The sequence below is a fragment of the Pseudomonas sp. ML2-2023-6 genome, from assembly GCF_037055265.1.
In the GTDB taxonomy this organism is placed as follows: Bacteria; Pseudomonadota; Gammaproteobacteria; order Pseudomonadales; family Pseudomonadaceae; genus Aquipseudomonas; species Aquipseudomonas kulmbachensis.
Genome location: NZ_CP146347.1, coordinates 1,218,051 through 1,238,521, shown reverse-complemented (window position 1 = coordinate 1,238,521; position 20,471 = coordinate 1,218,051). Strand labels below are relative to the sequence as shown.

Genomic DNA, 20,471 nt, shown 5'->3' with positions numbered 1-20,471 from the left:
CACAAAACACTTGAGCGCACCTGCCTGAAATCAGAACTGCGATTGCAGGTAGTTCTGCAGGCCAATCGATTTGATCAGGCCCAGCTGCTTTTCCAGCCAGTAGGTATGATCTTCTTCGGTATCTGCCAACTGAATACGCAGCATGTCGCGGCTCACGTAGTCCTGGTGCAGCTCGCACAGCGCAATGCCCTTGCACAGTGCGGCACGCACCTTGTACTCAAGGCGCAAGTCCGCAGCGAACATCTCAGGCACTGTGGTGCCTACATCAAGGTCGTCCGGGCGCATGCGCGGCGTGCCTTCGAGCATCAGAATCCGGCGCATCAACGCATCAGCGTGTTGTGCCTCTTCTTCCATTTCGTGATTGATACGCTCGTACAGCTTGGTAAAGCCCCAGTCCTCGTACATACGGGAATGGACAAAGTATTGGTCACGTGCAGCCAGCTCGCCGGTCAGCAACGTATTGAGGTAATCGATTACTTGCGGGTGCCCTAGCATCGGCCCACATCTCCCTGCTTCAAAGAATGTAGTTTGAACCAAGCAGACCGAGAGGTCACGGCCAAATCGCAATAAAAACCCTGTTTGGCAGAGAAAATGGCGTTAAAAAACGCAAAAACCGCCCATTTGAGGGCGGTTCTGCTTCTCACTTAGAGTTAGTTACTCTGTACACCCAACGCTTTTGCAACACCCTCACCATAAGCCTGATCAGCATTGTAGAAATGCTGTAGCTGACGCTGCACAACATCGTCCGATACCCCGGCCATGGCACCTGCAATGTTGTTGATCAACAGGGCTTTCTGATCTTCATTCATCAGACGGAACAGCGCACCGGCATGGCTGTAGTAATCGCTGTCTACACGATGATCGTAACGATCAGCTGCGCCACTCAGGGCCAAAGGCGGTTCAGCGTACTGAGGTGCTTGTTTTGGCGCATCACCATAGCTGTTTGGCTCGTAGTTTGGTGCAGCTCCACCATTGTTGCCAAAGGCCATCGAGCCATCGCGCTGATAGTTGTGCACAGGCACTCGTGGCGCGTTGATCGGCAAGTGCTGGTGGTTGGTGCCTACACGGTAGCGATGGGCATCCGCATACGCGAACACACGGCCTTGCAGCATGCGATCGGGCGACAGCCCCACACCCGGGATCATGTTGCTGGGGCCAAACGCGGCTTGCTCGACTTCAGCAAAGTAGTTGAGCGGATTACGGTTCAACTCCAGCTCACCGATTTCAATCAGCGGAAACTCTTTCTGCGACCAGGTTTTGGTGACGTCGAACGGGTTTTCGTAGTGCGCGGCAGCTTGTGCTTCGGTCATGACCTGCATACAGACGCGCCATTTCGGGAAGTCACCGCGCTCGATGGCACCAAACAAGTCGCGCTGAGCATAGTCCGGGTCAGTGCCTGCTAGTCGTGCAGCCTCTGCAGGCGCCAGGTTCTTGATGCCTTGCTTGGTTTTGTAGTGCCATTTGACCCAATGACGCTCACCCGCAGCATTGATCAGGCTGTAGGTGTGGCTGCCAAAGCCATGCATGTGACGGTAGCCATCTGGAATACCACGATCAGAAAACAGGATGGTGACCTGGTGCAGCGACTCAGGCGAGTGCGACCAGAAGTCCCACATCATCTGCGCACTTTTCAGGTTGCTCTGTGGCAGGCGTTTTTGGGTGTGGATAAAGTCGGGAAACTTCAGAGGGTCCCGTATGAAGAACACGGGCGTATTGTTGCCCACGATGTCCCAGTTACCTTCTTCGGTATAAAACTTGAGGGCAAAGCCACGCGGATCACGCTCGGTGTCTGCCGAACCGCGCTCACCGCCTACCGTAGAAAAGCGCAGAAACGTAGGGGTTTGCTTGCCGATGGTGTCGAACAGCTTGGCGCTGCTGTACTGAGCCATGTCGCGGGTAACGGTGAAGGTGCCATGCGCACCTGAACCCTTGGCGTGTACACGACGTTCCGGAATGTTCTCACGGTTGAAATGCGCGAGCTTTTCGATCAGATGAAAATCGTCAAGTAGCAAAGGGCCACGAGGGCCAGCAGAACGAGAATTCTGGTTATCAGCAACTGGAGCGCCGCTGGCGGTTGTAAGCGTTTTGGTCTGGCTCATGTGTTTGCTTCCTCAGTCAGTCTTTGTACTGCCGGCTAATCGGCTGAGGAGGAGTATTGACCATGATCTACGCACGGGCAAATGCATTAAATGATCAGAATCAATAGAAAATCATAATCAGACAGACACAAAAAACCGGGCACTAGGCCCGGTTCTTTGTAGAGACTGACGTCTTACTCAGCGGATACAGCTTCACCGCCAACTGGACGATCAACCAACTCGACGTACGCCATAGGCGCGTTGTCGCCAGCGCGGAAACCGCACTTGAGGATGCGCAGGTAGCCACCCTCACGAGTTGCATAACGCTTGCCCAGATCGTTGAACAGCTTACCAACGATGGCTTTCGAACGCGTACGGTCGAAGGCCAAACGGCGGTTAGCCAGACAATCATTCTTGGCCAGAGTAATCAGCGGCTCAGCAACGCGACGCAATTCTTTGGCTTTCGGCAGAGTCGTTTTGATCAGCTCGTGCTCAAACAACGACACTGCCATGTTTTGAAACATAGCCTTGCGGTGGGAGCTAGTGCGGCTCAGGTGACGACCACTTTTACGATGACGCATGGTTCATTCCTTACCAAACACAACGTTCGGTGATTACGACGATCAGGCAGTCGCCTTGTCGTCCTTCTTAAGACTTGCAGGCGGCCAGTTGTCGAGGCGCATGCCGAGGGACAGACCACGGGAGGCCAGAACGTCCTTGATTTCAGTCAAGGATTTCTTGCCCAGGTTCGGAGTCTTCAACAGTTCTACTTCGGTGCGCTGAATCAGGTCACCGATGTAGTAAATGTTCTCCGCCTTAAGGCAGTTGGCCGAACGCACGGTCAGTTCCAGATCGTCAACAGGACGAAGCAGGATCGGATCGATCTCGTCTTCCTGCTCGATTACCACTGGTTCGCTGTCACCTTTGAGGTCGACGAATGCAGCCAACTGCTGTTGCAGAATGGTTGCAGCACGACGAATGGCCTCTTCAGGATCCAGTGTACCGTTGGTTTCCAGATCAATAACCAGCTTGTCCAGGTTGGTACGCTGCTCGACACGGGCGTTTTCCACCACGTAGGCGATACGGCGAACCGGGCTGAACGAAGAATCAAGCTGCAAGCGACCAATGCTGCGGCTTTCGTCTTCATCGCTCTGACGCGAGTCTGCTGGTTCATAACCACGACCACGAGCTACGGTGAGCTTCATGTTCAAGGCGCCGTTAGACGCCAGGTTGGCGATTACGTGATCGGGATTAACGATCTCGACATCATGATCCAGCTGAATATCGGCAGCGGTAACCACCCCCGAACCCTTCTTCGACAAGGTCAGCGTAACTTCGTCACGGCCGTGCAGCTTGATAGCCAGACCTTTAAGGTTCAACAGGATTTCAATTACGTCTTCCTGTACACCTTCGATGGCGCTGTACTCGTGGAGCACACCGTCAATCTCGGCCTCGACTACTGCACAGCCTGGCATTGAGGACAACAGGATGCGGCGCAGCGCGTTGCCCAGGGTGTGGCCAAAACCACGCTCGAGAGGCTCGAGTGTGATTTTAGCGCGGGTTGGACTGACAACTTGCACATCAATATGGCGAGGTGTCAGGAACTCATTTACCGAAATCTGCATGGATGCACCTATTTTCTAGCCCTTACTTGGAGTAGAGCTCGACAATCAGGCTTTCGTTGATGTCGGCGGACAGATCACTGCGAGCAGGAACGTTCTTGAAAACGCCCGACTTCTTCTCAGTGTCTACTTCTACCCATTCTACGCGGCCACGTTGGGCACACAGATCGAGAGCTTGGACAATGCGAAGCTGGTTCTTTGCTTTCTCGCGGATAGCGACCACGTCACCAGCACGAACCTGGTAGGACGGAACGTTTACGGTCTGACCGTTAACGCTGATCGACTTGTGCGATACCAACTGACGAGATTCGGCACGAGTAGAACCGAAACCCATACGGTATACGACGTTATCCAGGCGGCATTCGAGCAGTTGCAACAGGTTTTCGCCAGTTGCACCTTTCTTGCCAGCAGCTTGTTTGTAGTAGCCGCTGAACTGACGCTCGAGAACGCCGTAGATACGACGGACCTTCTGCTTTTCACGCAGTTGGGTACCGTAGTCGGATTGGCGACCGCGGCGTTGGCCGTGGATGCCTGGAGCAGCTTCAATATTGCACTTCGATTCGATAGCGCGCACACCACTCTTCAGGAAGAGATCGGTGCCTTCACGACGTGCCAGTTTGCATTTTGGACCAATGTAACGAGCCATTCTTTACAGTCTCCTGGATTACACGCGGCGCTTCTTCGGCGGACGGCACCCGTTGTGCGGGATTGGCGTCACGTCGGTGATGCTGGCGATCTTATAGCCACAGCCGTTCAAAGCACGGACAGCGGACTCACGACCTGGACCTGGGCCCTTAACGTTAACGTCAAGGTTTTTCAGGCCATATTCCAGCGCAGCTTGACCAGCACGTTCAGCAGCTACTTGAGCAGCGAACGGGGTGGACTTGCGAGAACCGCGGAAACCCGAACCACCGGAGGTAGCCCAAGAAAGCGCGTTACCCTGACGGTCGGTGATGGTCACGATTGTGTTGTTGAAAGACGCGTGGATGTGGGCGATGCCATCAACCACTGTCTTTTTTACTTTTTTACGAGGACGAGCAGCAGGTTTTGCCATGACTAAATTCCTGTCGATTCGCTGGTGCGATTACTTGCGGATCGGCTTACGCGGACCTTTGCGAGTACGCGCGTTGGTCTTGGTACGCTGACCGCGCACTGGAAGACCACGACGATGGCGCAGACCGCGGTAGCAGCCCAAGTCCATCAAGCGTTTGATTTTCATGTTGACTTCACGACGCAGGTCACCTTCAGTGGTGAACTTTGCCACTTCGCCACGCAGCAACTCAATCTGCTCGTCGCTCAGATCCTTGATCTTAGCGGCTGGGTTTACACCAGCATCCGCACAGATTTTCTGTGAGGTAGTGCGACCAACACCATAGATGTAGGTCAGCGAGATAACAGTGTGCTTGTTATCTGGAATGTTAACGCCTGCAATACGGGCCATTCAGTGGGACTCCAATTGACAGCTACCTACGCCCCGGAAGCCAAGAAATAGGGCGCGAGATAATATCGCTGTAATAACAAATAATCAACCCAGCAGCGCACTAGCTGCTGGGCTTCAAACAGATCACACTCAGCCTTGGCGCTGTTTGTGACGTGGTTCCGCGCTGCAAATTACTCGAACAACACCTTCGCGGCGAATAATCTTGCAGTTACGGCACAGCTTTTTCACCGATGCACGAACTTTCATCACCAACTCCTCTCACCTTACGGGGTAGTACTTCAGCGGAGCATGCCGCTGCCGTAGCCCTTCAGGTTGGCTTTCTTCATCAGGGATTCGTACTGGTGCGAAACGAGGTGCGATTGTACTTGGGACATGAAGTCCATAACAACCACGACCACGATCAGCAACGAGGTCCCGCCAAGGTAGAACGGAACGTTTGCCGCAACCACCAGGAACTGGGGCAACAGGCACACGGCCGTCATATAAAGAGCACCGAACAGAGTCAAACGAGTCAAAACGCCATCAATATAGCGTGCCGACTGCTCACCTGGACGGATACCCGGAATAAAGGCACCGGACTTCTTCAGGTTTTCCGCTACGTCTTTCGGATTGAACATCAACGCCGTATAGAAGAAGCAGAAGAAAATAATCCCTGCACTAAACAGCAGAATATTCAACGGCTGACCAGGAGCGATCGACTGCGAGATGTCCTGCAACCAGCCCATACCTTCAGACTGACCGAACCAGGCACCCAGCGAAGCCGGGAACAGCAAAATGCTGCTCGCAAAAATAGCCGGGATAACGCCGGCCATATTCACTTTCAGCGGTAGGTGGCTAGTCTGCGCAGCAAAGACCTTGCGGCCCTGCTGACGCTTGGCGTAGTGAACAGCAATACGACGCTGGCCACGCTCAATGAACACCACAAAACCGATAATCGCTACTGCCAGCAAACCGATAGCAACCAGAGCGAAGATATTGATATCGCCCTGACGCGCAGACTCGAAAGACTGCCCAATTGCTCTCGGAAGACCGGCGACGATACCCGAAAAAATCAACATCGAGATACCGTTGCCAACACCACGCTCAGTAATCTGCTCACCCAGCCACATCATGAACATTGCACCCGCCACAAAAGTGGTTACTGCAACGAAATGGAAGCCTAGGTCACCAGTGAACGCTACGCCTTGCCCTGCCAGACCAATGGACATGCCAATAGCCTGAACAAGAGCAAGAGCGACAGTGAGGTAGCGGGTGTACTGGCTTATCTTGCGACGTCCAGCTTCACCTTCCTTCTTCAACTGCTCCAGCTGCGGGCTGACAGCGGACATAAGCTGCATGATGATCGATGCCGAAATGTACGGCATGATCCCCAGCGCAAAAATACTCATCCGCTCCAGCGCGCCGCCGGAAAACATGTTGAACAAGCTAAGTATGGTCCCCTCATTCTGTCGAAACAGGTCCGCCAACCGGTCCGGGTTAATACCAGGAACTGGGATGTGTGCGCCTATTCGGTAGACGATAATCGCCAGGAATAGAAAACGCAGTCGAGCCCAGAGCTCGGATAACCCGCCTTTGCTGAGCGCTGAGAGAGCACCTTGCTTAGCCATTTATTCCTCGAACTTGCCGCCAGCTGCTTCGATAGCCGAACGCGCACCTTTGGTGGCGCCGATTCCCTTGCCGATTGTGACAGCGCGAGTAACTTCACCGGACAGCATGATTTTCACACGCAGTACGTTGACGTTGATCACGTTGGCATCTTTCAGGGTCTGCACAGTAACGATGTCGCCTTCCACTTTAGCCAGCTCGGACAAACGCACTTCTGCGCGATCCATGGCTTTCAGGGAAACGAAACCGAACTTAGGCAGACGGCGATGCAGCGGCTGTTGACCGCCTTCAAAGCCTGGAGCAATAGTGCCACCGGAGCGGGAGGACTGACCTTTGTGACCACGGCCACCAGTCTTACCCAAACCACTACCGATACCACGGCCCGGACGATGCTTTTCGCGACGGGAACCCGGCGCTGGACTCAGATCATTGAGTTTCATCGATTAACCCTCTACACGCAGCATGTAGTAAGCCTTGTTGATCATCCCGCGATTCTCGGGAGTATCAAGTACTTCTACAGTGTGACCGATGCGACGCAGACCCAGACCCTTAATGCACAGTTTGTGATTAGGGATGCGGCCGGTCATGCTTTTGATCAGCGTTACTTTAACGGTAGCCATGATCAGAAGATCTCCTTGACGCTTTTGCCACGCTTAGCGGCAATAGATTCAGGAGATTGCATAGCTTTCAAACCTTTAAAAGTGGCGTGAACCACGTTTACCGGGTTAGTCGAGCCGTAGCACTTAGCCAGTACGTTCTGAACGCCAGCAACTTCGAGGACAGCACGCATAGCGCCGCCAGCGATGATACCGGTACCTTCAGAAGCAGGCTGCATGTAAACCTTGGAAGCGCCGTGGGCGGATTTCATGGCGTACTGCAGAGTGGTGCCGTTAAGGTCCACTTGAATCATGTTGCGGCGAGCAGCTTCCATTGCCTTCTGGATCGCAGCAGGCACTTCACGTGACTTGCCACGGCCGAAGCCAACGCGCCCTTTACCATCACCAACCACGGTCAACGCGGTGAAAGTGAAGATACGGCCGCCTTTAACGGTTTTGGCTACGCGGTTAACTTGAACCAGCTTCTCAATGTAGCCTTCGTCGCGCTTTTGGTCGTTATTTGACATAACTTAGAACTCCAGCCCAGCTTCACGAGCAGCCTCAGCCAACGCTTTCACGCGGCCGTGGTACTTGAAGCCAGAGCGGTCGAAAGCCACCTGCGAGACGCCAGCGGCTTTTGCACGCGTAGCGACCAGCTGGCCAACCTTTGTGGCCGCGTCGATGTTGCCAGTGGCACCATCACGCAGTTCTTTGTCCAAAGTCGAGGCGCTTGCCAAGACTTTGCTGCCGTCGGCCGAGATGACCTGGGCGTATATATGCTGAGCCGAGCGGAACACGCAGAGACGCACGACTTCTAGTTCGTGCATTTTCAGACGTGCTTTGCGAGCGCGACGCAGTCGAGTAACTTTTTTGTCGGTCATTTGCTATGCCCTACTTCTTCTTGGCTTCTTTACGACGGACGACTTCGTCCGCGTAACGTACACCCTTACCTTTATAAGGCTCTGGTGGACGGAAACCGCGGATCTCAGCGGCCACCTGACCTACCAGCTGCTTATCAATACCCTTGATCAGGATATCGGTTTGGCTAGGAGTCTCAGCGGTGATGCCTTCCGGCAACTCGTAATCCACTGGGTGCGAGAAGCCAAGAGCCAGGTTCAGCACTGTGCCTTTTGCTTGCGCTTTGTAACCAACACCGACCAGCTGGAGCTTGCGCTCGAAGCCTTGGCTTACGCCTTGGACCATGTTGTTTACCAACGCACGAGTGGTACCAGCCATTGCGCGAGTTTGTTGATCGCCATTGCGAGCAGCGAAACGCAGCTCACCAGCTTCTTCAACAATCTCAACGGACGAATGGATGTTCAGTTCTAGAGTACCCTTGGTACCCTTCACCGAAAGCTGTTGGCCGGCGAATTTTACTTCGACACCAGCTGGCAGCTTAACGGGGTTCTTAGCGACGCGTGACATGCTTATCCCCCCTTAGAACACAGTGCAAAGAACTTCGCCGCCGACACCGGCAGCGCGCGCAGCACGATCCGTCATCACACCTTTGCTGGTGGAGACGATAGACACACCTAGACCGCCACGAACTTTCGGCAGATCTTCGGAGGACTTGTACTGACGCAGGCCTGGACGGCTAACGCGCTTAACTTCTTCGATAACCGAACGGCCTTCGAAGTATTTCAGCTCGATAGACAGCAGTGGCTTGATTTCGCTGCTGATCTGATAATCCGCGATGTAACCTTCGTCTTTAAGAACTTTGGCTACAGCTACCTTCAACGTGGAAGATGGCATGCTTACGACGGACTTTTCAGCCATCTGGGCATTACGGATTCGAGTTAGCATGTCCGCTAACGGGTCCTGCATACTCATGGGCTAGACGCTCCTGATACAAAAAGAATTAGCCTTGCGGCTACAACTGTCGCCGAGTGACTCGATGCTTAAAAAGCACGGGCTCAGGCGAGCCGGTCATTCTAGACATACGCCAGAAATGAATCAAGCCCCAATAGGGGCTTGATTCATATTCAAGGTCACCGGCTGTCAGGATCTTGCAACCCTGACAGGGATAACTTTGCCTGTACGCCTTACCAGCTGGCTTTAACCAGACCTGGTACGTCACCGCGCATTGCTGCTTCACGCAATTTGTTACGGCCAAGGCCGAACTTGCGGTAAACACCATGCGGACGACCAGTGAGGCGGCAGCGGTTACGCATGCGCGCAGCGCTTGCGTCACGTGGCTGCTTCTGCAGAGCAACTTGAGCTTCCCAACGTGCTTCTGGACTTGCGTTCAGATCAACGATGATAGCTTTCAGCTCAGCACGCTTCTTGGCGAACTTGGCAACCGTGAGCTGACGTTTCAGCTCGCGGTTTTTCATGCTCATCTTAGCCATGGTCCTACTCCAATCAGTTGCGGAACGGGAATTTGAAAGCACGCAGCAAGGCGCGACCCTCATCATCCGTTCGAGCAGTGGTGGTCAGGGTAATGTCCAGACCGCGGAGGGCATCGATTTTGTCGTAGTCGATTTCCGGGAAAATGATCTGCTCTTTAACGCCCATGCTGTAGTTACCACGACCATCGAAGGACTTGGCATTCAGGCCGCGGAAGTCGCGAACCCGAGGCAGGGAGATCGACAGCAGACGATCTAGGAATTCGTACATACGCTCACGGCGCAGAGTAACCTTAACGCCGATCGGCCAGCCTTCGCGAACTTTAAAGCCTGCGATGGACTTGCGAGCGTAGGTCACTACACATTTTTGACCCGTGATTTTTTCCAAATCAGCTACAGCGTGCTCGATGATTTTCTTATCACCGATCGCTTCGCCCAAACCCATGTTCAGGGTGATTTTGGTAACGCGCGGAACTTCCATCACGTTCGAAAGCTTAAGTTCTTCCTTAAGTTTCGGAGCGATTTCCTTCCGGTAAATCTCTTTTAGTCGTGCCATGGTCTTATCTACCTAGCAGTGTTCAAGCATCAACCGCTTTTTGGGTCGACTTGAAGACACGAATTTTCTTGCCTTCTTCTACTTTGAAACCAACGCGGTCAGCCTTGTTGGTTTCGCCGTTGAAGATGGCGACGTTAGAAGCGTCCAGTGGAGCTTCTTTTTCGACGATACCGCCTTGTACGCCCGACATCGGGTTAGGCTTGGTATGACGCTTAACCAGGTTCAGACCGCCAATAACCAGACGGTTGTTAGCGAGAACCTTAAGCACCTTACCGCGCTTACCTTTGTCTTTGCCGGCGATCACGATGATCTCGTCGTCACGACGAATCTTTTGCATGTCGGATCTCCTTACAGCACTTCTGGGGCGAGCGAGACGATCTTCATGAACTTCTCAGTACGAAGTTCACGGGTCACTGGCCCAAAGATACGGGTGCCGATCGGCTCTTGCTTGTTGTTCAGAAGAACAGCAGCGTTGCCATCAAAGCGGATAATGGAGCCATCAGCACGACGTACGCCGTGACGAGTGCGGACTACAACAGCAGTCATCACTTGGCCTTTTTTCACTTTACCGCGAGGAATTGCTTCCTTGACGGTAACTTTGATGATGTCACCGATACCAGCGTAACGACGATGGGAGCCACCCAGCACCTTGATGCACATAACGCGGCGTGCGCCGCTGTTATCGGCCACATCGAGCATGGATTGAGTCTGAATCATATAATTTCTCCGACCCCTAGTCCTTAGACTTCCACAGCGCGTTCGAGAACATCAACCAGTGCCCAAGACTTGGTCTTGGCCATCGGACGAGTTTCACGAATAGTGACTTTGTCGCCGATGTGGCACTGATTGGTTTCGTCGTGCGCGTGCAGCTTAGTCGAACGCTTAACGTATTTACCGTAGATCGGGTGCTTAACGCGACGCTCGATCAAAACGGTGATGGTTTTGTCCATCTTGTCGCTGACAACACGGCCAGTCAGCGTACGGACAGTCTTTTCGGCTTCAGCCATGATTACTTACCTGCCTGCTGTTTGAGCACAGTCTTCACGCGAGCGATGTCACGCTTAACTTGCGAGAGCAGATGCGACTGCCCCAACTGGCCAGTTGCTTTCTGCATACGCAGATTGAACTGGTCGCGCAGCAAGCCGAGCAGTTGCTCGTTCAGCTGCTGTGCGGATTTTTCACGAAGTTCATTCGCTTTCATCACATCACCGTCCGTTTAACAAAGGCGGTGGCGAGCGGCAGCTTTGCAGCAGCCAGGGCAAAAGCCTCACGCGCCAGCTCTTCAGTTACACCCTCGATTTCATACAGGACTTTGCCTGGCTGAATCTGGGCAACCCAGTATTCCACGTTACCCTTACCTTTACCCATACGAACTTCGAGGGGCTTTTTGGAAATAGGCTTGTCCGGGAATACACGGATCCAGATCTTGCCGCCACGTTTAACGTGACGGGTCAGTGCACGACGCGCTGACTCGATCTGACGAGCGGTGAGACGACCACGAGCTACAGACTTCAGCGCATATTCGCCGAAGCTGACTTTGCTACCGCGCAATGCCAAGCCACGGTTGTGGCCTGTCATCTGCTTGCGGAACTTCGTACGCTTTGGTTGCAACATTTGGCGTACCCCTTACTTAGCAGCTTTTTTACGAGGCGCTGGTGCTTGTGGCTTCAGCTCTTCTTGGCGACCACCAATTACTTCGCCTTTGAAGATCCAAACCTTTACACCGATCACACCGTAAGTGGTGTGAGCTTCGTAGTTGGCATAGTCGATGTCGGCACGCAGGGTGTGCAGTGGCACACGACCTTCGCGATACCATTCAGTACGTGCGATTTCAGCACCGCCGAGACGACCGCTCACTTGGATTTTGATGCCTTTGGCACCAATGCGCATAGCGTTCTGTACAGCGCGTTTCATCGCGCGACGGAACATTACACGACGCTCCAGCTGCTGAGCTACGCTCTGCGCAACCAGCATACCGTCGAGTTCCGGCTTGCGGATCTCTTCGATATTGATGTGCACAGGCACACCCATTTGCTTGGTCAGGTCCTGACGCAGTTTCTCAACATCTTCACCTTTCTTCCCGATAACGATACCTGGACGAGCGGTATGGATGGTGATACGTGCAGTTTGGGCCGGACGATGGATATCGATACGGCTTACGGACGCGCTTTTTAGTTTGTCTTGGAGGTATTCACGCACCTTCAGATCAGCGAACAAATAGTCCGCATAAGTCCGGCCGTCTGCGTACCAGACGGAGGTGTGCTCCTTGACGATTCCCAGGCGAATGCCAATGGGATGTACTTTCTGACCCATCTCTTCGACTCCGTTACTTGTCAGCAACCTTGACAGTGATATGGCAAGACCGCTTGACGATGCGATCAGCGCGGCCTTTGGCACGCGGCATGATTCGCTTCAGCGAACGCCCTTCGTTGACGAAAACAGTGATGACTTTAAGGTCATCAACGTCTGCGCCTTCGTTATGCTCGGCGTTGGCTACGGCCGACTCCAGCACTTTCTTGATGATCTCGGCGGCTTTCTTGTTGCTGAAAGCCAACAGGTTGAGCGCTTCGCCCACCTTCTTCCCGCGGATCTGGTCGGCGACCAAGCGGGCTTTCTGGGCGGAGATTCGAGCGCCCGACAACTTAGCGGCTACTTCCATCATTCCTTACCCCTTAACGCTTGGCTTTCTTGTCTGCCACGTGCCCACGATAAGTGCGGGTACCGGCAAACTCGCCTAGTTTATGGCCAACCATGTCTTCGTTCACAAGAACTGGGACATGAAGACGACCGTTATGCACAGCGATGGTCAAACCGACCATTTGTGGCAGGATCATCGAACGACGCGACCAGGTTTTCACCGGTTTGCGATCGTTCTTTTCCGCCGCCACTTCGATCTTCTTCAGTAGGTGAAGATCAATAAAAGGACCTTTTTTCAGAGAACGTGGCACTGTCGTATCCCTCTATTTACTTGCGACGACGGACGATCATTTTGTCGGTACGCTTATTACCACGAGTCTTCGCGCCCTTAGTCGGGAAGCCCCATGGCGATACCGGATGACGACCACCAGAGGTACGACCTTCACCACCACCATGTGGGTGGTCAACCGGGTTCATGGCAACACCACGAACGGTTGGGCGAACGCCACGCCAGCGTTTGGCACCAGCTTTACCCAGCGAACGCAGGCTGTGCTCGGAGTTCGAGACTTCGCCCAAGGTCGCACGGCATTCAGCCAGTACTTTACGCATTTCACCAGAGCGCAGACGCAGGGTCACGTAGACACCATCACGAGCGACCAGCTGAGCCGAAGCACCAGCGGAACGTGCGATTTGCGCGCCTTTACCCGGCTTCAATTCGATGCCGTGTACGGTGCTACCAACTGGAATGCTGCGCAGTTGCAACTGGTTGCCTGGCTTGATCGGGGCCAAAGCACCCGAGATCAGCTGGTCGCCAGCGCTCACGCCTTTAGGGGCGATGATGTAACGGCGTTCGCCGTCTGCGTACAGCATAAGAGCAATGTGAGCAGTACGGTTTGGATCGTATTCGATACGCTCAACAGTGGCTGGAATGCCATCTTTGTCGTTGCGACGGAAATCGACCAAACGATAATGCTGCTTATGACCACCACCGATGTGACGAGTGGTAATACGGCCATTGTTGTTACGACCACCAGTCTTCGATTTCTTCTCGAGCAGCGGTGCGTGAGGAGCGCCTTTATGCAGCTCCTGGTTGACCACCTTGACCACATGACGGCGGCCAGGGGAAGTCGGTTTGCATTTAACGATTGCCATGATGCACCCCTTCCTTACTCAGCACTGCTGCTGAAATCGAGATCTTGGCCTGGCTGAAGGGAGATTACCGCCTTCTTCCAGTCATTACGCTTGCCCACGCCGCGAGCGGTGCGCTTGCTCTTACCCAGAACGTTCAGGGTAGTAACACGCTCAACTTTCACGCTGAACAGGCTTTCGACGGCCTTCTTGATTTCCAGCTTGGTTGCATCAGTAGCAACCTTGAAAACGAACTGGCCTTTCTTGTCTGCCAGAACCGTAGCCTTCTCGGAAACGTGCGGGCCAAGCAGAACTTTAAATACGCGTTCCTGGTTCATCCCAGCAGCTCCTCGAATTTCTTCACGGCCGACACGGTGATCAACACCTTGTCGTATGCGATCAGACTAACTGGGTCGGAACCTTGCACGTCACGTACATCAACGTGTGGCAGGTTGCGAGCAGCCAGGTACAGGTTCTGATCAACAACTTCAGACACGATCAGGACGTCTGTCAGACCCATGCCATTCAGTTTGTTCAGCAGATCTTTGGTTTTCGGCGCTTCAACTGCGAAGTCCTGAACCACGATCAGACGATCAGTACGAACCAGTTCAGCAAGGATGGAACGCATTGCTGCGCGATACATCTTCTTGTTGAGCTTCTGAGAGTGATCTTGTGGACGAGCTGCGAAAGTAGTACCACCGCCACGCCAGATTGGGCTACGGATAGTACCAGCACGAGCACGGCCAGTACCTTTCTGACGCCAAGGGCGCTTACCGCCACCACGAACGTCGGAACGGGTCTTTTGCTGCTTGCTACCTTGACGGCCGCCGGCCATGTAGGCCACGACTGCTTGGTGAACCAGCGTCTCGTTGAACTCGCCGCCGAACGTCAGTTCGGAAACTTCGATCGCTTGAGCATCATTTACATTTAATTGCATGTCAGCTTCCCCTTAACCGCGAGCCTTGGCCGCCGGACGTACAACCAGGTTGCCGCCAGTAGCGCCAGGAACAGCACCCTTGACCAACAACAGATTGCGTTCAGCGTCGACGCGCACTACTTCGAGGGACTGCACGGTCACGCGCTCAGCGCCCATATGACCGGACATTTTTTTGCCCTTGAATACACGACCAGGAGTCTGGCACTGGCCAATAGAGCCCGGGACGCGGTGGGAAACGGAGTTACCGTGAGTGTTATCTTGGCCACGGAAATTCCAACGCTTGATCGTACCCTGGAAGCCTTTACCTTTGGACTGACCGGTCACATCGACCATCTGACCTGCGGTGAAGATTTCAGCGTTGATCAGATCGCCTGCCTGGTACTCGCCTTCTTCAAGGCGGAATTCCATTACGGTACGACCAGCTGCAACGTTTGCTTTAGCGAAGTGACCCGCTTGAGCAGCAGTTACACGCGAAGCGCGACGCTCGCCGACAGTGACTTGCACTGCACGATAGCCATCGGTTTCTTCAGTTTTGAACTGGGTGACGCGATTCGGCTCGATCTCAATGACCGTAACCGGAATGGAGACACCTTCTTCGGTGAAAATACGGGTCATACCGCATTTACGACCGACTACACCAATAGTCATGTTGTAAACCTCATGAGTGTACGGGGCTTTCACCCGCTATGGCCGCCCATTTCAGAGCGTTACACGACTAAGACCCAAGTCTTAGCCGAGGCTGATCTGCACTTCCACACCGGCCGCAAGATCAAGCTTCATAAGAGCATCAACGGTTTTATCCGTTGGCTGGACGATGTCCAGTACGCGCTTATGAGTACGGATCTCGTACTGGTCACGCGCGTCTTTGTTGACGTGCGGGGAGACCAGAACGGTGAACCGCTCTTTACGGGTAGGCAGTGGAATTGGACCACGCACTTGAGCACCAGTACGTTTCGCGGTTTCCACGATTTCCTGGGTTGATTGGTCGATCAGGCGATGGTCAAAAGCCTTCAACCTGATACGGATTTGCTGATTTTGCATTGGATTTCAGACTCCGATTGCTATTCCCACCGAGCGCAATACGCCCGTTTAAAGGAGGCGCAATTCTATAGATGGCCCAACTGGGTGTCAACTCAATAAAAAAAGCCCCCGCTGAGCGGGGGCTTTTTCAGGCAATCAAAGCTTAAGCAATGATCTTGGCTACTACGCCAGCGCCGACGGTACGACCGCCTTCACGGATTGCGAAACGCAGACCGTCTTCCATTGCGATGGTTTTGATCAGGGTGACAACCATTTTGATGTTGTCGCCTGGCATTACCATTTCAACGCCTTCCGGCAGTTCGCAGTTACCGGTCACGTCAGTGGTCCGGAAGTAGAACTGTGGACGGTAGCCTTTGAAGAACGGAGTGTGACGACCGCCTTCTTCTTTGCTCAACACGTACACTTCAGCTTCGAAGGTAGTGTGCGGCTTAACCGAACCCGGCTTAACCAGAACCTGGCCACGCTCTACGTCGTCACGCTTGGTGCCGCGCAGCAGCACGCCGCAGTTCTCGCCAGCACGACCTTCGTCGAGCAGTTTGCGGAACATTTCAACGCCGGTGCAGGTGGTAACAGTAGTGTCACGCAGACCAACGATTTCCAGCGGATCTTGAACGCGAACGATACCGCGCTCGATACGACCAGTCACAACAGTACCGCGACCGGAGATCGAGAATACGTCTTCGATTGGCATCAGGAACGGCTTGTCGATAACACGAACTGGATCCGGAATGTAAGTATCCAGAGTTTCAACCAGTTTACGAACGGCAGTGGTGCCCATTTCGTTGTCGTCTTTGCCTTCCAGAGCCATACGAGCAGAACCGATGATGATCGGAGTGTCGTCGCCTGGGAAGTCGTAAGTGCTCAGCAGATCGCGCACTTCCATCTCAACCAGTTCCAGCAGCTCAGCGTCGTCTACCAGGTCAGCCTTGTTCAGGAAAACCACGATGTACGGAACGCCAACCTGACGGGACAGCAGGATGTGCTCACGAGTTTGTGGCATCGGACCATCAGCGGCCGAACAAACCAGGATCGCGCCATCCATCTGGGCAGCACCGGTGATCATGTTCTTCACATAGTCAGCGTGACCTGGGCAGTCAACGTGAGCGTAGTGACGGATCAGCGAGTTGTATTCAACGTGTGCAGTGTTGATGGTGATACCACGAGCTTTTTCTTCTGGCGCGCTGTCGATTTTATCGAAGTCAACGATGGCCGAACCGAAAATCTCGGAGCAAACACGAGTCAGAGCTGCAGTCAGCGTGGTTTTACCATGGTCAACGTGACCGATAGTGCCAACGTTGACGTGCGGTAGGGAACGATCAAATTTTTCTTTAGCCACGACAATTAACTCCTTGCCTAAAGGACTGAACTAAATCAGCCTTGTTTTTTAGTAACAGTTTCGACGATGTGCGCCGGAGCTGTATCGTATTTTTTGAATTCCATAGAGTAGCTTGCGCGACCCTGGGACATGGAACGAACGTCGGTCGCATAACCGAACATTTCACCCAACGGAACTTCAGCACGAATTACTTTGCCGGAGACCGTATCTTCCATACCCTGGATCATGCCGCGACGACGATTCAAGTCGCCCATCACGTCACCCATATAGTCTTCAGGTGTAACAACCTCTACCGCCATGATTGGCTCAAGCAGCTCACCACCACCTTTGGAGGCCAGTTGCTTGGTAGCCATGGAAGCAGCCACCTTAAACGCCATCTCGTTGGAGTCGACGTCGTGGTAAGAACCATCAAACACGGTAGCCTTCAGGCCGATCAGCGGATAGCCGGCAACAACACCGTTCTTCATCTGCTCTTCGATACCCTTCTGGATAGCCGGGATGTATTCCTTAGGAACCACACCACCTACCACTTCGTTCACGAACTGCAGACCTTCCTGACCTTCGTCAGCAGGTGCAAAACGGATCCAGCAGTGACCAAACTGGCCACGACCGCCGGACTGACGAACGAACTTGCCTTCGATTTCACACTTCTTCGTGATGCGCTCACGATACGAAACCTGAGGCTTACCGATGTTGGCTTCGACGTTGAACTCACGGCGCATCCGGTCAACCAGGATGTCCAGGTGCAACTCGCCCATGCCAGAGATGATCGTTTGACCAGTCTCTTCATCAGTTTTAACGCGGAAAGATGGATCTTCCTGAGCAAGTTTGCCCAGTGCAACACCCATTTTTTCCTGGTCATCCTTGGTCTTAGGCTCAACGGCAACCGAAATAACCGGCTCCGGGAAGTCCATACGAACCAGAATGATTGGCTTGTCAGCGTTGCACAAAGTCTCACCAGTGGTGACGTCCTTCATGCCGATCAAGGCCGCGATGTCACCAGCGCGTACTTCCTTGATTTCTTCACGGGCGTTTGCGTGCATTTGCACCATACGACCCACGCGCTCTTTCTTGCCTTTAACCGAGTTGATTACGCCGTCGCCGGAGTTCAACACGCCCGAGTAAACTCGAACGAAGGTCAAGGTACCCACGAATGGGTCGGTAGCGATCTTGAACGCCAGAGCCGAGAACGGCTCGCTGTCGTCAGCATGACGCTCCAGTTCGATGCTCTCGTCATCCGGGTCAGTACCCTTGATGGCAGGAATATCAGTCGGAGCAGGCAGGAAGTCGATAACGGCGTCGAGAACCAGGGGAACACCCTTGTTCTTGAAGGAAGAACCGCAAACAGCCAAGACGATCTCACCAGCGATAGTACGCTGACGCAGAGCGGCCTTGATTTCCGCGATGGTGAATTCTTCACCCTCGAGGTACTTGTTCATCAGCTCTTCATTGGCTTCGGCCGCAGCCTGCACCATGTTGTCGCGCCACTCGTCAGCAAGATCTTTCAGCTCAGCTGGAATTTCTTTGCGAACAGGAACCATACCCTTGTCAGCATCGTTCCAGTACACAGCTTCCATGTTGATCAGATCAATCTGACCCTGGAAGTTGTCTTCAGAACCGATAGCCAGCTGGATTGGAACCGGAGTGTGACCCAGACGCTTCTTGATCTGCTCAATAACGCGCAGGAAGTTCGCACCAGCACGGTCCATCTTGTTGACGTAAACAAGACGTGGAACGCCGTACTTGTTGGCTTGACGCCATACGGTTTCCGACTGAGGCTCAACACCCGAGGTACCACAGAACACAACGACAGCGCCGTCGAGTACACGCAGGGAACGTTCAACTTCAATAGTGAAGTCAACGTGGCCCGGGGTATCGATTACGTTGAAGCGATGCTCATCTTTGTACTGCTTGGCAGAACCTTTCCAGAAGGCGGTAATAGCAGCAGAAGTAATGGTAATACCACGCTCCTGCTCCTGCACCATCCAGTCTGTGGTCGCGGCGCCGTCATGCACCTCGCCCATCTTGTGACTTTTGCCAGTGTAAAAAAGGACGCGCTCGGTGGTGGTGGTTTTACCAGCATCCACGTGAGCGACGATACCGATGTTACGGTAGCGACTAATCGGAGTAGTACGAGCCATAAAGCCCTCGCAAAATTAGTGAAGCTGAAATTAGAAGCGGTAGTGCGAGAAAGCTTTGTTAGCTTCGGCCATACGGTGCACGTCTTCACGCTTCTTAACAGCAGCACCTTTACCTTCGGCAGCGTCCAACAGTTCGCCAGCCAAACGCAGAGCCATAGACTTCTCGCCGCGCTTGCGGGCGAAGTCTACCAACCAGCGCATTGCCAGGGCGTTACGACGGGACGGGCGAACTTCGACCGGAACCTGGTAAGTAGCACCGCCTACACGGCGCGACTTCACTTCGACCAGCGGAGCGATGGCGTCGAGAGCTTTCTCGAAGATTTCCAGGGGATCGCTGTTCTTGCGTTCTTTAACCTTTTCCAGCGCGCCATAAACGATACGCTCGGCAACGGCTTTTTTGCCGCTTTCCATCACGTGGTTCATGAACTTGGCCAGGATTTGGCTTCCGTATTTTGGATCGTCAAGCACATCGCGCTTGGCTGCTACGCGTCTTCTTGGCATGGATAAGCCCTCAAACGGTCTTCAGGTTAGCTCGGAACCATTACACCCAGTGGATGCACGTCCGACCTTACTCTTATCGACTCAGAAAAAAAGAAATCTGCATTGTTTACCAGCAACCGAATACTACTTCGGCTTTTTGGTACCGTACTTCGAACGACCTTGGTTACGACCTTTAACGCCGGAAGTATCCAAAGAGCCGCGAACGGTGTGATAACGAACACCTGGCAAGTCTTTTACACGACCGCCACGAATCAGTACCACGCTGTGTTCTTGCAGGTTGTGACCTTCACCACCGATGTACGAGGAAACCTCGAAACCGTTGGTCAGGCGCACACGGCATACTTTACGCAGTGCCGAGTTAGGTTTTTTCGGCGTAGTTGTATACACACGGGTGCATACGCCACGACGTTGCGGGCAGTTTTGCAGCGCAGGTACGTCGGATTTCTCGACGATACGCTTACGCGGCTGACGTACCAGCTGGTTGATAGTTGCCATCTACTAGCTCCA

34 protein-coding genes are annotated in these 20,471 nt (G+C 53.6%); all 34 read right to left on the bottom strand.

What is annotated here, in order from left to right:
* Positions 1-30: 30 nt before the first annotated feature.
* On the bottom strand, positions 31-495 hold the full coding sequence (gene bfr, locus V6L79_RS05720; protein WP_261740742.1) for a bacterioferritin: 465 nt from the start codon (positions 493-495) through the stop codon (positions 31-33).
* 155 nt (positions 496-650) lie between these two features.
* The gene (locus V6L79_RS05715) at positions 651-2,099 is read right to left on the bottom strand and encodes a catalase (RefSeq protein ID WP_338579912.1); all 1,449 of its coding nucleotides are present in this window, start codon (positions 2,097-2,099) and stop codon (positions 651-653) included.
* A gap of 173 nt (positions 2,100-2,272) precedes the next feature.
* Positions 2,273-2,659 (bottom strand): 50S ribosomal protein L17, encoded by a 387-nt coding sequence (gene rplQ / locus V6L79_RS05710; RefSeq protein WP_003444357.1) that lies wholly within the window; start codon positions 2,657-2,659, stop codon positions 2,273-2,275.
* A 42-nt stretch (positions 2,660-2,701) separates the two neighbouring features.
* Positions 2,702-3,703, bottom strand: coding sequence for a DNA-directed RNA polymerase subunit alpha (locus V6L79_RS05705; RefSeq protein WP_003176403.1), 1,002 nt, complete (start codon positions 3,701-3,703; stop codon positions 2,702-2,704).
* Between the two features lie 22 nt (positions 3,704-3,725).
* Positions 3,726-4,346, bottom strand: coding sequence for a 30S ribosomal protein S4 (gene rpsD, locus V6L79_RS05700; protein WP_003444359.1), 621 nt, complete (start codon positions 4,344-4,346; stop codon positions 3,726-3,728).
* Positions 4,347-4,364: 18 nt separating this feature from the next.
* On the bottom strand, positions 4,365-4,754 hold the full coding sequence (gene rpsK / locus V6L79_RS05695; RefSeq protein WP_002555466.1) for a 30S ribosomal protein S11: 390 nt from the start codon (positions 4,752-4,754) through the stop codon (positions 4,365-4,367).
* 30 nt (positions 4,755-4,784) lie between these two features.
* Positions 4,785-5,141, bottom strand: a complete 357-nt coding sequence (gene rpsM, locus V6L79_RS05690; RefSeq protein ID WP_016779184.1) for a 30S ribosomal protein S13 — start codon at positions 5,139-5,141, stop codon at positions 4,785-4,787.
* Positions 5,142-5,270: 129 nt separating this feature from the next.
* Positions 5,271-5,387: a 50S ribosomal protein L36 gene (rpmJ, locus tag V6L79_RS05685; RefSeq protein ID WP_002555468.1), complete on the bottom strand. Its 117-nt coding sequence runs from the start codon at positions 5,385-5,387 to the stop codon at positions 5,271-5,273.
* Between the two features lie 32 nt (positions 5,388-5,419).
* Positions 5,420-6,748: a preprotein translocase subunit SecY gene (secY, locus tag V6L79_RS05680; protein WP_003444361.1), complete on the bottom strand. Its 1,329-nt coding sequence runs from the start codon at positions 6,746-6,748 to the stop codon at positions 5,420-5,422.
* Positions 6,749-7,186 (bottom strand): 50S ribosomal protein L15, encoded by a 438-nt coding sequence (rplO, locus tag V6L79_RS05675; protein ID WP_003444362.1) that lies wholly within the window; start codon positions 7,184-7,186, stop codon positions 6,749-6,751. It lies immediately after the preceding gene.
* Between the two features lie 3 nt (positions 7,187-7,189).
* The gene (rpmD, locus tag V6L79_RS05670; protein WP_003444363.1) at positions 7,190-7,366 is read right to left on the bottom strand and encodes a 50S ribosomal protein L30; all 177 of its coding nucleotides are present in this window, start codon (positions 7,364-7,366) and stop codon (positions 7,190-7,192) included.
* A gap of 2 nt (positions 7,367-7,368) precedes the next feature.
* A complete protein-coding gene (rpsE, locus tag V6L79_RS05665; RefSeq protein WP_003186035.1) occupies positions 7,369-7,869 on the bottom strand; it encodes a 30S ribosomal protein S5 in 501 nt (166 codons plus the stop codon).
* Positions 7,870-7,872: 3 nt separating this feature from the next.
* Complete coding sequence (rplR, locus tag V6L79_RS05660) at positions 7,873-8,223, bottom strand: 50S ribosomal protein L18 (protein ID WP_016779181.1); 351 nt, start codon at positions 8,221-8,223, stop codon at positions 7,873-7,875.
* A 10-nt stretch (positions 8,224-8,233) separates the two neighbouring features.
* Positions 8,234-8,767, bottom strand: a complete 534-nt coding sequence (gene rplF, locus V6L79_RS05655; protein WP_261740740.1) for a 50S ribosomal protein L6 — start codon at positions 8,765-8,767, stop codon at positions 8,234-8,236.
* A gap of 12 nt (positions 8,768-8,779) precedes the next feature.
* On the bottom strand, positions 8,780-9,172 hold the full coding sequence (gene rpsH / locus V6L79_RS05650) for a 30S ribosomal protein S8 (protein ID WP_003444366.1): 393 nt from the start codon (positions 9,170-9,172) through the stop codon (positions 8,780-8,782).
* A 212-nt stretch (positions 9,173-9,384) separates the two neighbouring features.
* Positions 9,385-9,690, bottom strand: coding sequence for a 30S ribosomal protein S14 (gene rpsN / locus V6L79_RS05645; RefSeq protein WP_019409906.1), 306 nt, complete (start codon positions 9,688-9,690; stop codon positions 9,385-9,387).
* 13 nt (positions 9,691-9,703) lie between these two features.
* Positions 9,704-10,243 carry a 50S ribosomal protein L5 gene (gene rplE, locus V6L79_RS05640; RefSeq protein WP_003444368.1) on the bottom strand — a complete coding sequence of 180 codons (540 nt, stop codon included), beginning with the start codon at positions 10,241-10,243 and terminating at the stop codon, positions 9,704-9,706.
* A 22-nt stretch (positions 10,244-10,265) separates the two neighbouring features.
* On the bottom strand, positions 10,266-10,580 hold the full coding sequence (gene rplX / locus V6L79_RS05635) for a 50S ribosomal protein L24 (RefSeq protein ID WP_003444369.1): 315 nt from the start codon (positions 10,578-10,580) through the stop codon (positions 10,266-10,268).
* A gap of 11 nt (positions 10,581-10,591) precedes the next feature.
* On the bottom strand, positions 10,592-10,960 hold the full coding sequence (gene rplN, locus V6L79_RS05630) for a 50S ribosomal protein L14 (RefSeq protein ID WP_002555479.1): 369 nt from the start codon (positions 10,958-10,960) through the stop codon (positions 10,592-10,594).
* Between the two features lie 23 nt (positions 10,961-10,983).
* Entirely contained in the window at positions 10,984-11,250 is a 267-nt protein-coding gene (gene rpsQ / locus V6L79_RS05625; protein ID WP_003194644.1) for a 30S ribosomal protein S17, read from the bottom strand.
* A gap of 2 nt (positions 11,251-11,252) precedes the next feature.
* Positions 11,253-11,444 carry a 50S ribosomal protein L29 gene (rpmC, locus tag V6L79_RS05620; RefSeq protein ID WP_003444371.1) on the bottom strand — a complete coding sequence of 64 codons (192 nt, stop codon included), beginning with the start codon at positions 11,442-11,444 and terminating at the stop codon, positions 11,253-11,255.
* Entirely contained in the window at positions 11,444-11,857 is a 414-nt protein-coding gene (rplP, locus tag V6L79_RS05615; RefSeq protein WP_261740739.1) for a 50S ribosomal protein L16, read from the bottom strand. The genes rpmC and rplP overlap by 1 nt, the downstream gene beginning before the upstream one ends.
* 12 nt (positions 11,858-11,869) lie before the next feature.
* The gene (gene rpsC / locus V6L79_RS05610) at positions 11,870-12,556 is read right to left on the bottom strand and encodes a 30S ribosomal protein S3 (RefSeq protein WP_003176422.1); all 687 of its coding nucleotides are present in this window, start codon (positions 12,554-12,556) and stop codon (positions 11,870-11,872) included.
* 13 nt (positions 12,557-12,569) lie between these two features.
* Positions 12,570-12,902: a 50S ribosomal protein L22 gene (rplV, locus tag V6L79_RS05605; protein ID WP_261742361.1), complete on the bottom strand. Its 333-nt coding sequence runs from the start codon at positions 12,900-12,902 to the stop codon at positions 12,570-12,572.
* 13 nt (positions 12,903-12,915) lie between these two features.
* The gene (gene rpsS / locus V6L79_RS05600; protein WP_003232420.1) at positions 12,916-13,191 is read right to left on the bottom strand and encodes a 30S ribosomal protein S19; all 276 of its coding nucleotides are present in this window, start codon (positions 13,189-13,191) and stop codon (positions 12,916-12,918) included.
* 16 nt (positions 13,192-13,207) lie between these two features.
* Positions 13,208-14,032 (bottom strand): 50S ribosomal protein L2, encoded by an 825-nt coding sequence (rplB, locus tag V6L79_RS05595; protein WP_019824364.1) that lies wholly within the window; start codon positions 14,030-14,032, stop codon positions 13,208-13,210.
* Between the two features lie 14 nt (positions 14,033-14,046).
* A complete protein-coding gene (rplW, locus tag V6L79_RS05590; RefSeq protein ID WP_003444375.1) occupies positions 14,047-14,346 on the bottom strand; it encodes a 50S ribosomal protein L23 in 300 nt (99 codons plus the stop codon).
* Positions 14,343-14,945: a 50S ribosomal protein L4 gene (gene rplD, locus V6L79_RS05585; RefSeq protein ID WP_003444376.1), complete on the bottom strand. Its 603-nt coding sequence runs from the start codon at positions 14,943-14,945 to the stop codon at positions 14,343-14,345. The genes rplW and rplD overlap by 4 nt, the downstream gene beginning before the upstream one ends.
* 12 nt (positions 14,946-14,957) lie before the next feature.
* Positions 14,958-15,593 (bottom strand): 50S ribosomal protein L3, encoded by a 636-nt coding sequence (gene rplC / locus V6L79_RS05580; protein WP_003444377.1) that lies wholly within the window; start codon positions 15,591-15,593, stop codon positions 14,958-14,960.
* 81 nt (positions 15,594-15,674) lie between these two features.
* Positions 15,675-15,986 carry a 30S ribosomal protein S10 gene (gene rpsJ / locus V6L79_RS05575; protein ID WP_003186070.1) on the bottom strand — a complete coding sequence of 104 codons (312 nt, stop codon included), beginning with the start codon at positions 15,984-15,986 and terminating at the stop codon, positions 15,675-15,677.
* Positions 15,987-16,128: 142 nt separating this feature from the next.
* Positions 16,129-17,322 (bottom strand): elongation factor Tu, encoded by a 1,194-nt coding sequence (gene tuf / locus V6L79_RS05570; protein WP_003444379.1) that lies wholly within the window; start codon positions 17,320-17,322, stop codon positions 16,129-16,131.
* A 35-nt stretch (positions 17,323-17,357) separates the two neighbouring features.
* A complete protein-coding gene (gene fusA, locus V6L79_RS05565; RefSeq protein ID WP_261740738.1) occupies positions 17,358-19,463 on the bottom strand; it encodes an elongation factor G in 2,106 nt (701 codons plus the stop codon).
* Positions 19,464-19,493: 30 nt separating this feature from the next.
* A complete protein-coding gene (gene rpsG, locus V6L79_RS05560) occupies positions 19,494-19,964 on the bottom strand; it encodes a 30S ribosomal protein S7 (RefSeq protein ID WP_019824369.1) in 471 nt (156 codons plus the stop codon).
* Between the two features lie 123 nt (positions 19,965-20,087).
* Positions 20,088-20,459, bottom strand: a complete 372-nt coding sequence (rpsL, locus tag V6L79_RS05555) for a 30S ribosomal protein S12 (RefSeq protein ID WP_002555494.1) — start codon at positions 20,457-20,459, stop codon at positions 20,088-20,090.
* Between the last annotated feature and the right edge of the window lie 12 nt (positions 20,460-20,471).

Excerpts from the sequence above, each read along its gene's own strand:
- bfr (WP_261740742.1), bottom strand. The coding sequence starts at position 495 with ATGCTAGGGCACCCGCAAGTAATCGATTACCTCAATACGTTGCTGACC.
- V6L79_RS05715 (WP_338579912.1), bottom strand. The coding sequence starts at position 2,099 with ATGAGCCAGACCAAAACGCTTACAACCGCCAGCGGCGCTCCAGTTGCT.
- rplQ (WP_003444357.1), bottom strand. The coding sequence starts at position 2,659 with ATGCGTCATCGTAAAAGTGGTCGTCACCTGAGCCGCACTAGCTCCCAC.
- V6L79_RS05705 (WP_003176403.1), bottom strand. The coding sequence starts at position 3,703 with ATGCAGATTTCGGTAAATGAGTTCCTGACACCTCGCCATATTGATGTG.
- rpsD (WP_003444359.1), bottom strand. The coding sequence starts at position 4,346 with ATGGCTCGTTACATTGGTCCAAAATGCAAACTGGCACGTCGTGAAGGC.
- rpsK (WP_002555466.1), bottom strand. The coding sequence starts at position 4,754 with ATGGCAAAACCTGCTGCTCGTCCTCGTAAAAAAGTAAAAAAGACAGTG.
- rpsM (WP_016779184.1), bottom strand. The coding sequence starts at position 5,141 with ATGGCCCGTATTGCAGGCGTTAACATTCCAGATAACAAGCACACTGTT.
- rpmJ (WP_002555468.1), bottom strand. The coding sequence starts at position 5,387 with ATGAAAGTTCGTGCATCGGTGAAAAAGCTGTGCCGTAACTGCAAGATT.
- secY (WP_003444361.1), bottom strand. The coding sequence starts at position 6,748 with ATGGCTAAGCAAGGTGCTCTCTCAGCGCTCAGCAAAGGCGGGTTATCC.
- rplO (WP_003444362.1), bottom strand. The coding sequence starts at position 7,186 with ATGAAACTCAATGATCTGAGTCCAGCGCCGGGTTCCCGTCGCGAAAAG.
- rpmD (WP_003444363.1), bottom strand. The coding sequence starts at position 7,366 with ATGGCTACCGTTAAAGTAACGCTGATCAAAAGCATGACCGGCCGCATC.
- rpsE (WP_003186035.1), bottom strand. The coding sequence starts at position 7,869 with ATGTCAAATAACGACCAAAAGCGCGACGAAGGCTACATTGAGAAGCTG.
- rplR (WP_016779181.1), bottom strand. The coding sequence starts at position 8,223 with ATGACCGACAAAAAAGTTACTCGACTGCGTCGCGCTCGCAAAGCACGT.
- rplF (WP_261740740.1), bottom strand. The coding sequence starts at position 8,767 with ATGTCACGCGTCGCTAAGAACCCCGTTAAGCTGCCAGCTGGTGTCGAA.
- rpsH (WP_003444366.1), bottom strand. The coding sequence starts at position 9,172 with ATGAGTATGCAGGACCCGTTAGCGGACATGCTAACTCGAATCCGTAAT.
- rpsN (WP_019409906.1), bottom strand. The coding sequence starts at position 9,690 with ATGGCTAAGATGAGCATGAAAAACCGCGAGCTGAAACGTCAGCTCACG.
- rplE (WP_003444368.1), bottom strand. The coding sequence starts at position 10,243 with ATGGCACGACTAAAAGAGATTTACCGGAAGGAAATCGCTCCGAAACTT.
- rplX (WP_003444369.1), bottom strand. The coding sequence starts at position 10,580 with ATGCAAAAGATTCGTCGTGACGACGAGATCATCGTGATCGCCGGCAAA.
- rplN (WP_002555479.1), bottom strand. The coding sequence starts at position 10,960 with ATGATTCAGACTCAATCCATGCTCGATGTGGCCGATAACAGCGGCGCA.
- rpsQ (WP_003194644.1), bottom strand. The coding sequence starts at position 11,250 with ATGGCTGAAGCCGAAAAGACTGTCCGTACGCTGACTGGCCGTGTTGTC.
- rpmC (WP_003444371.1), bottom strand. The coding sequence starts at position 11,444 with ATGAAAGCGAATGAACTTCGTGAAAAATCCGCACAGCAGCTGAACGAG.
- rplP (WP_261740739.1), bottom strand. The coding sequence starts at position 11,857 with ATGTTGCAACCAAAGCGTACGAAGTTCCGCAAGCAGATGACAGGCCAC.
- rpsC (WP_003176422.1), bottom strand. The coding sequence starts at position 12,556 with ATGGGTCAGAAAGTACATCCCATTGGCATTCGCCTGGGAATCGTCAAG.
- rplV (WP_261742361.1), bottom strand. The coding sequence starts at position 12,902 with ATGGAAGTAGCCGCTAAGTTGTCGGGCGCTCGAATCTCCGCCCAGAAA.
- rplB (WP_019824364.1), bottom strand. The coding sequence starts at position 14,032 with ATGGCAATCGTTAAATGCAAACCGACTTCCCCTGGCCGCCGTCATGTG.
- rplW (WP_003444375.1), bottom strand. The coding sequence starts at position 14,346 with ATGAACCAGGAACGCGTATTTAAAGTTCTGCTTGGCCCGCACGTTTCC.
- rplD (WP_003444376.1), bottom strand. The coding sequence starts at position 14,945 with ATGCAATTAAATGTAAATGATGCTCAAGCGATCGAAGTTTCCGAACTG.
- rplC (WP_003444377.1), bottom strand. The coding sequence starts at position 15,593 with ATGACTATTGGTGTAGTCGGTCGTAAATGCGGTATGACCCGTATTTTC.
- rpsJ (WP_003186070.1), bottom strand. The coding sequence starts at position 15,986 with ATGCAAAATCAGCAAATCCGTATCAGGTTGAAGGCTTTTGACCATCGC.
- fusA (WP_261740738.1), bottom strand. The coding sequence starts at position 19,463 with ATGGCTCGTACTACTCCGATTAGTCGCTACCGTAACATCGGTATCGTC.
- rpsG (WP_019824369.1), bottom strand. The coding sequence starts at position 19,964 with ATGCCAAGAAGACGCGTAGCAGCCAAGCGCGATGTGCTTGACGATCCA.
- rpsL (WP_002555494.1), bottom strand. The coding sequence starts at position 20,459 with ATGGCAACTATCAACCAGCTGGTACGTCAGCCGCGTAAGCGTATCGTC.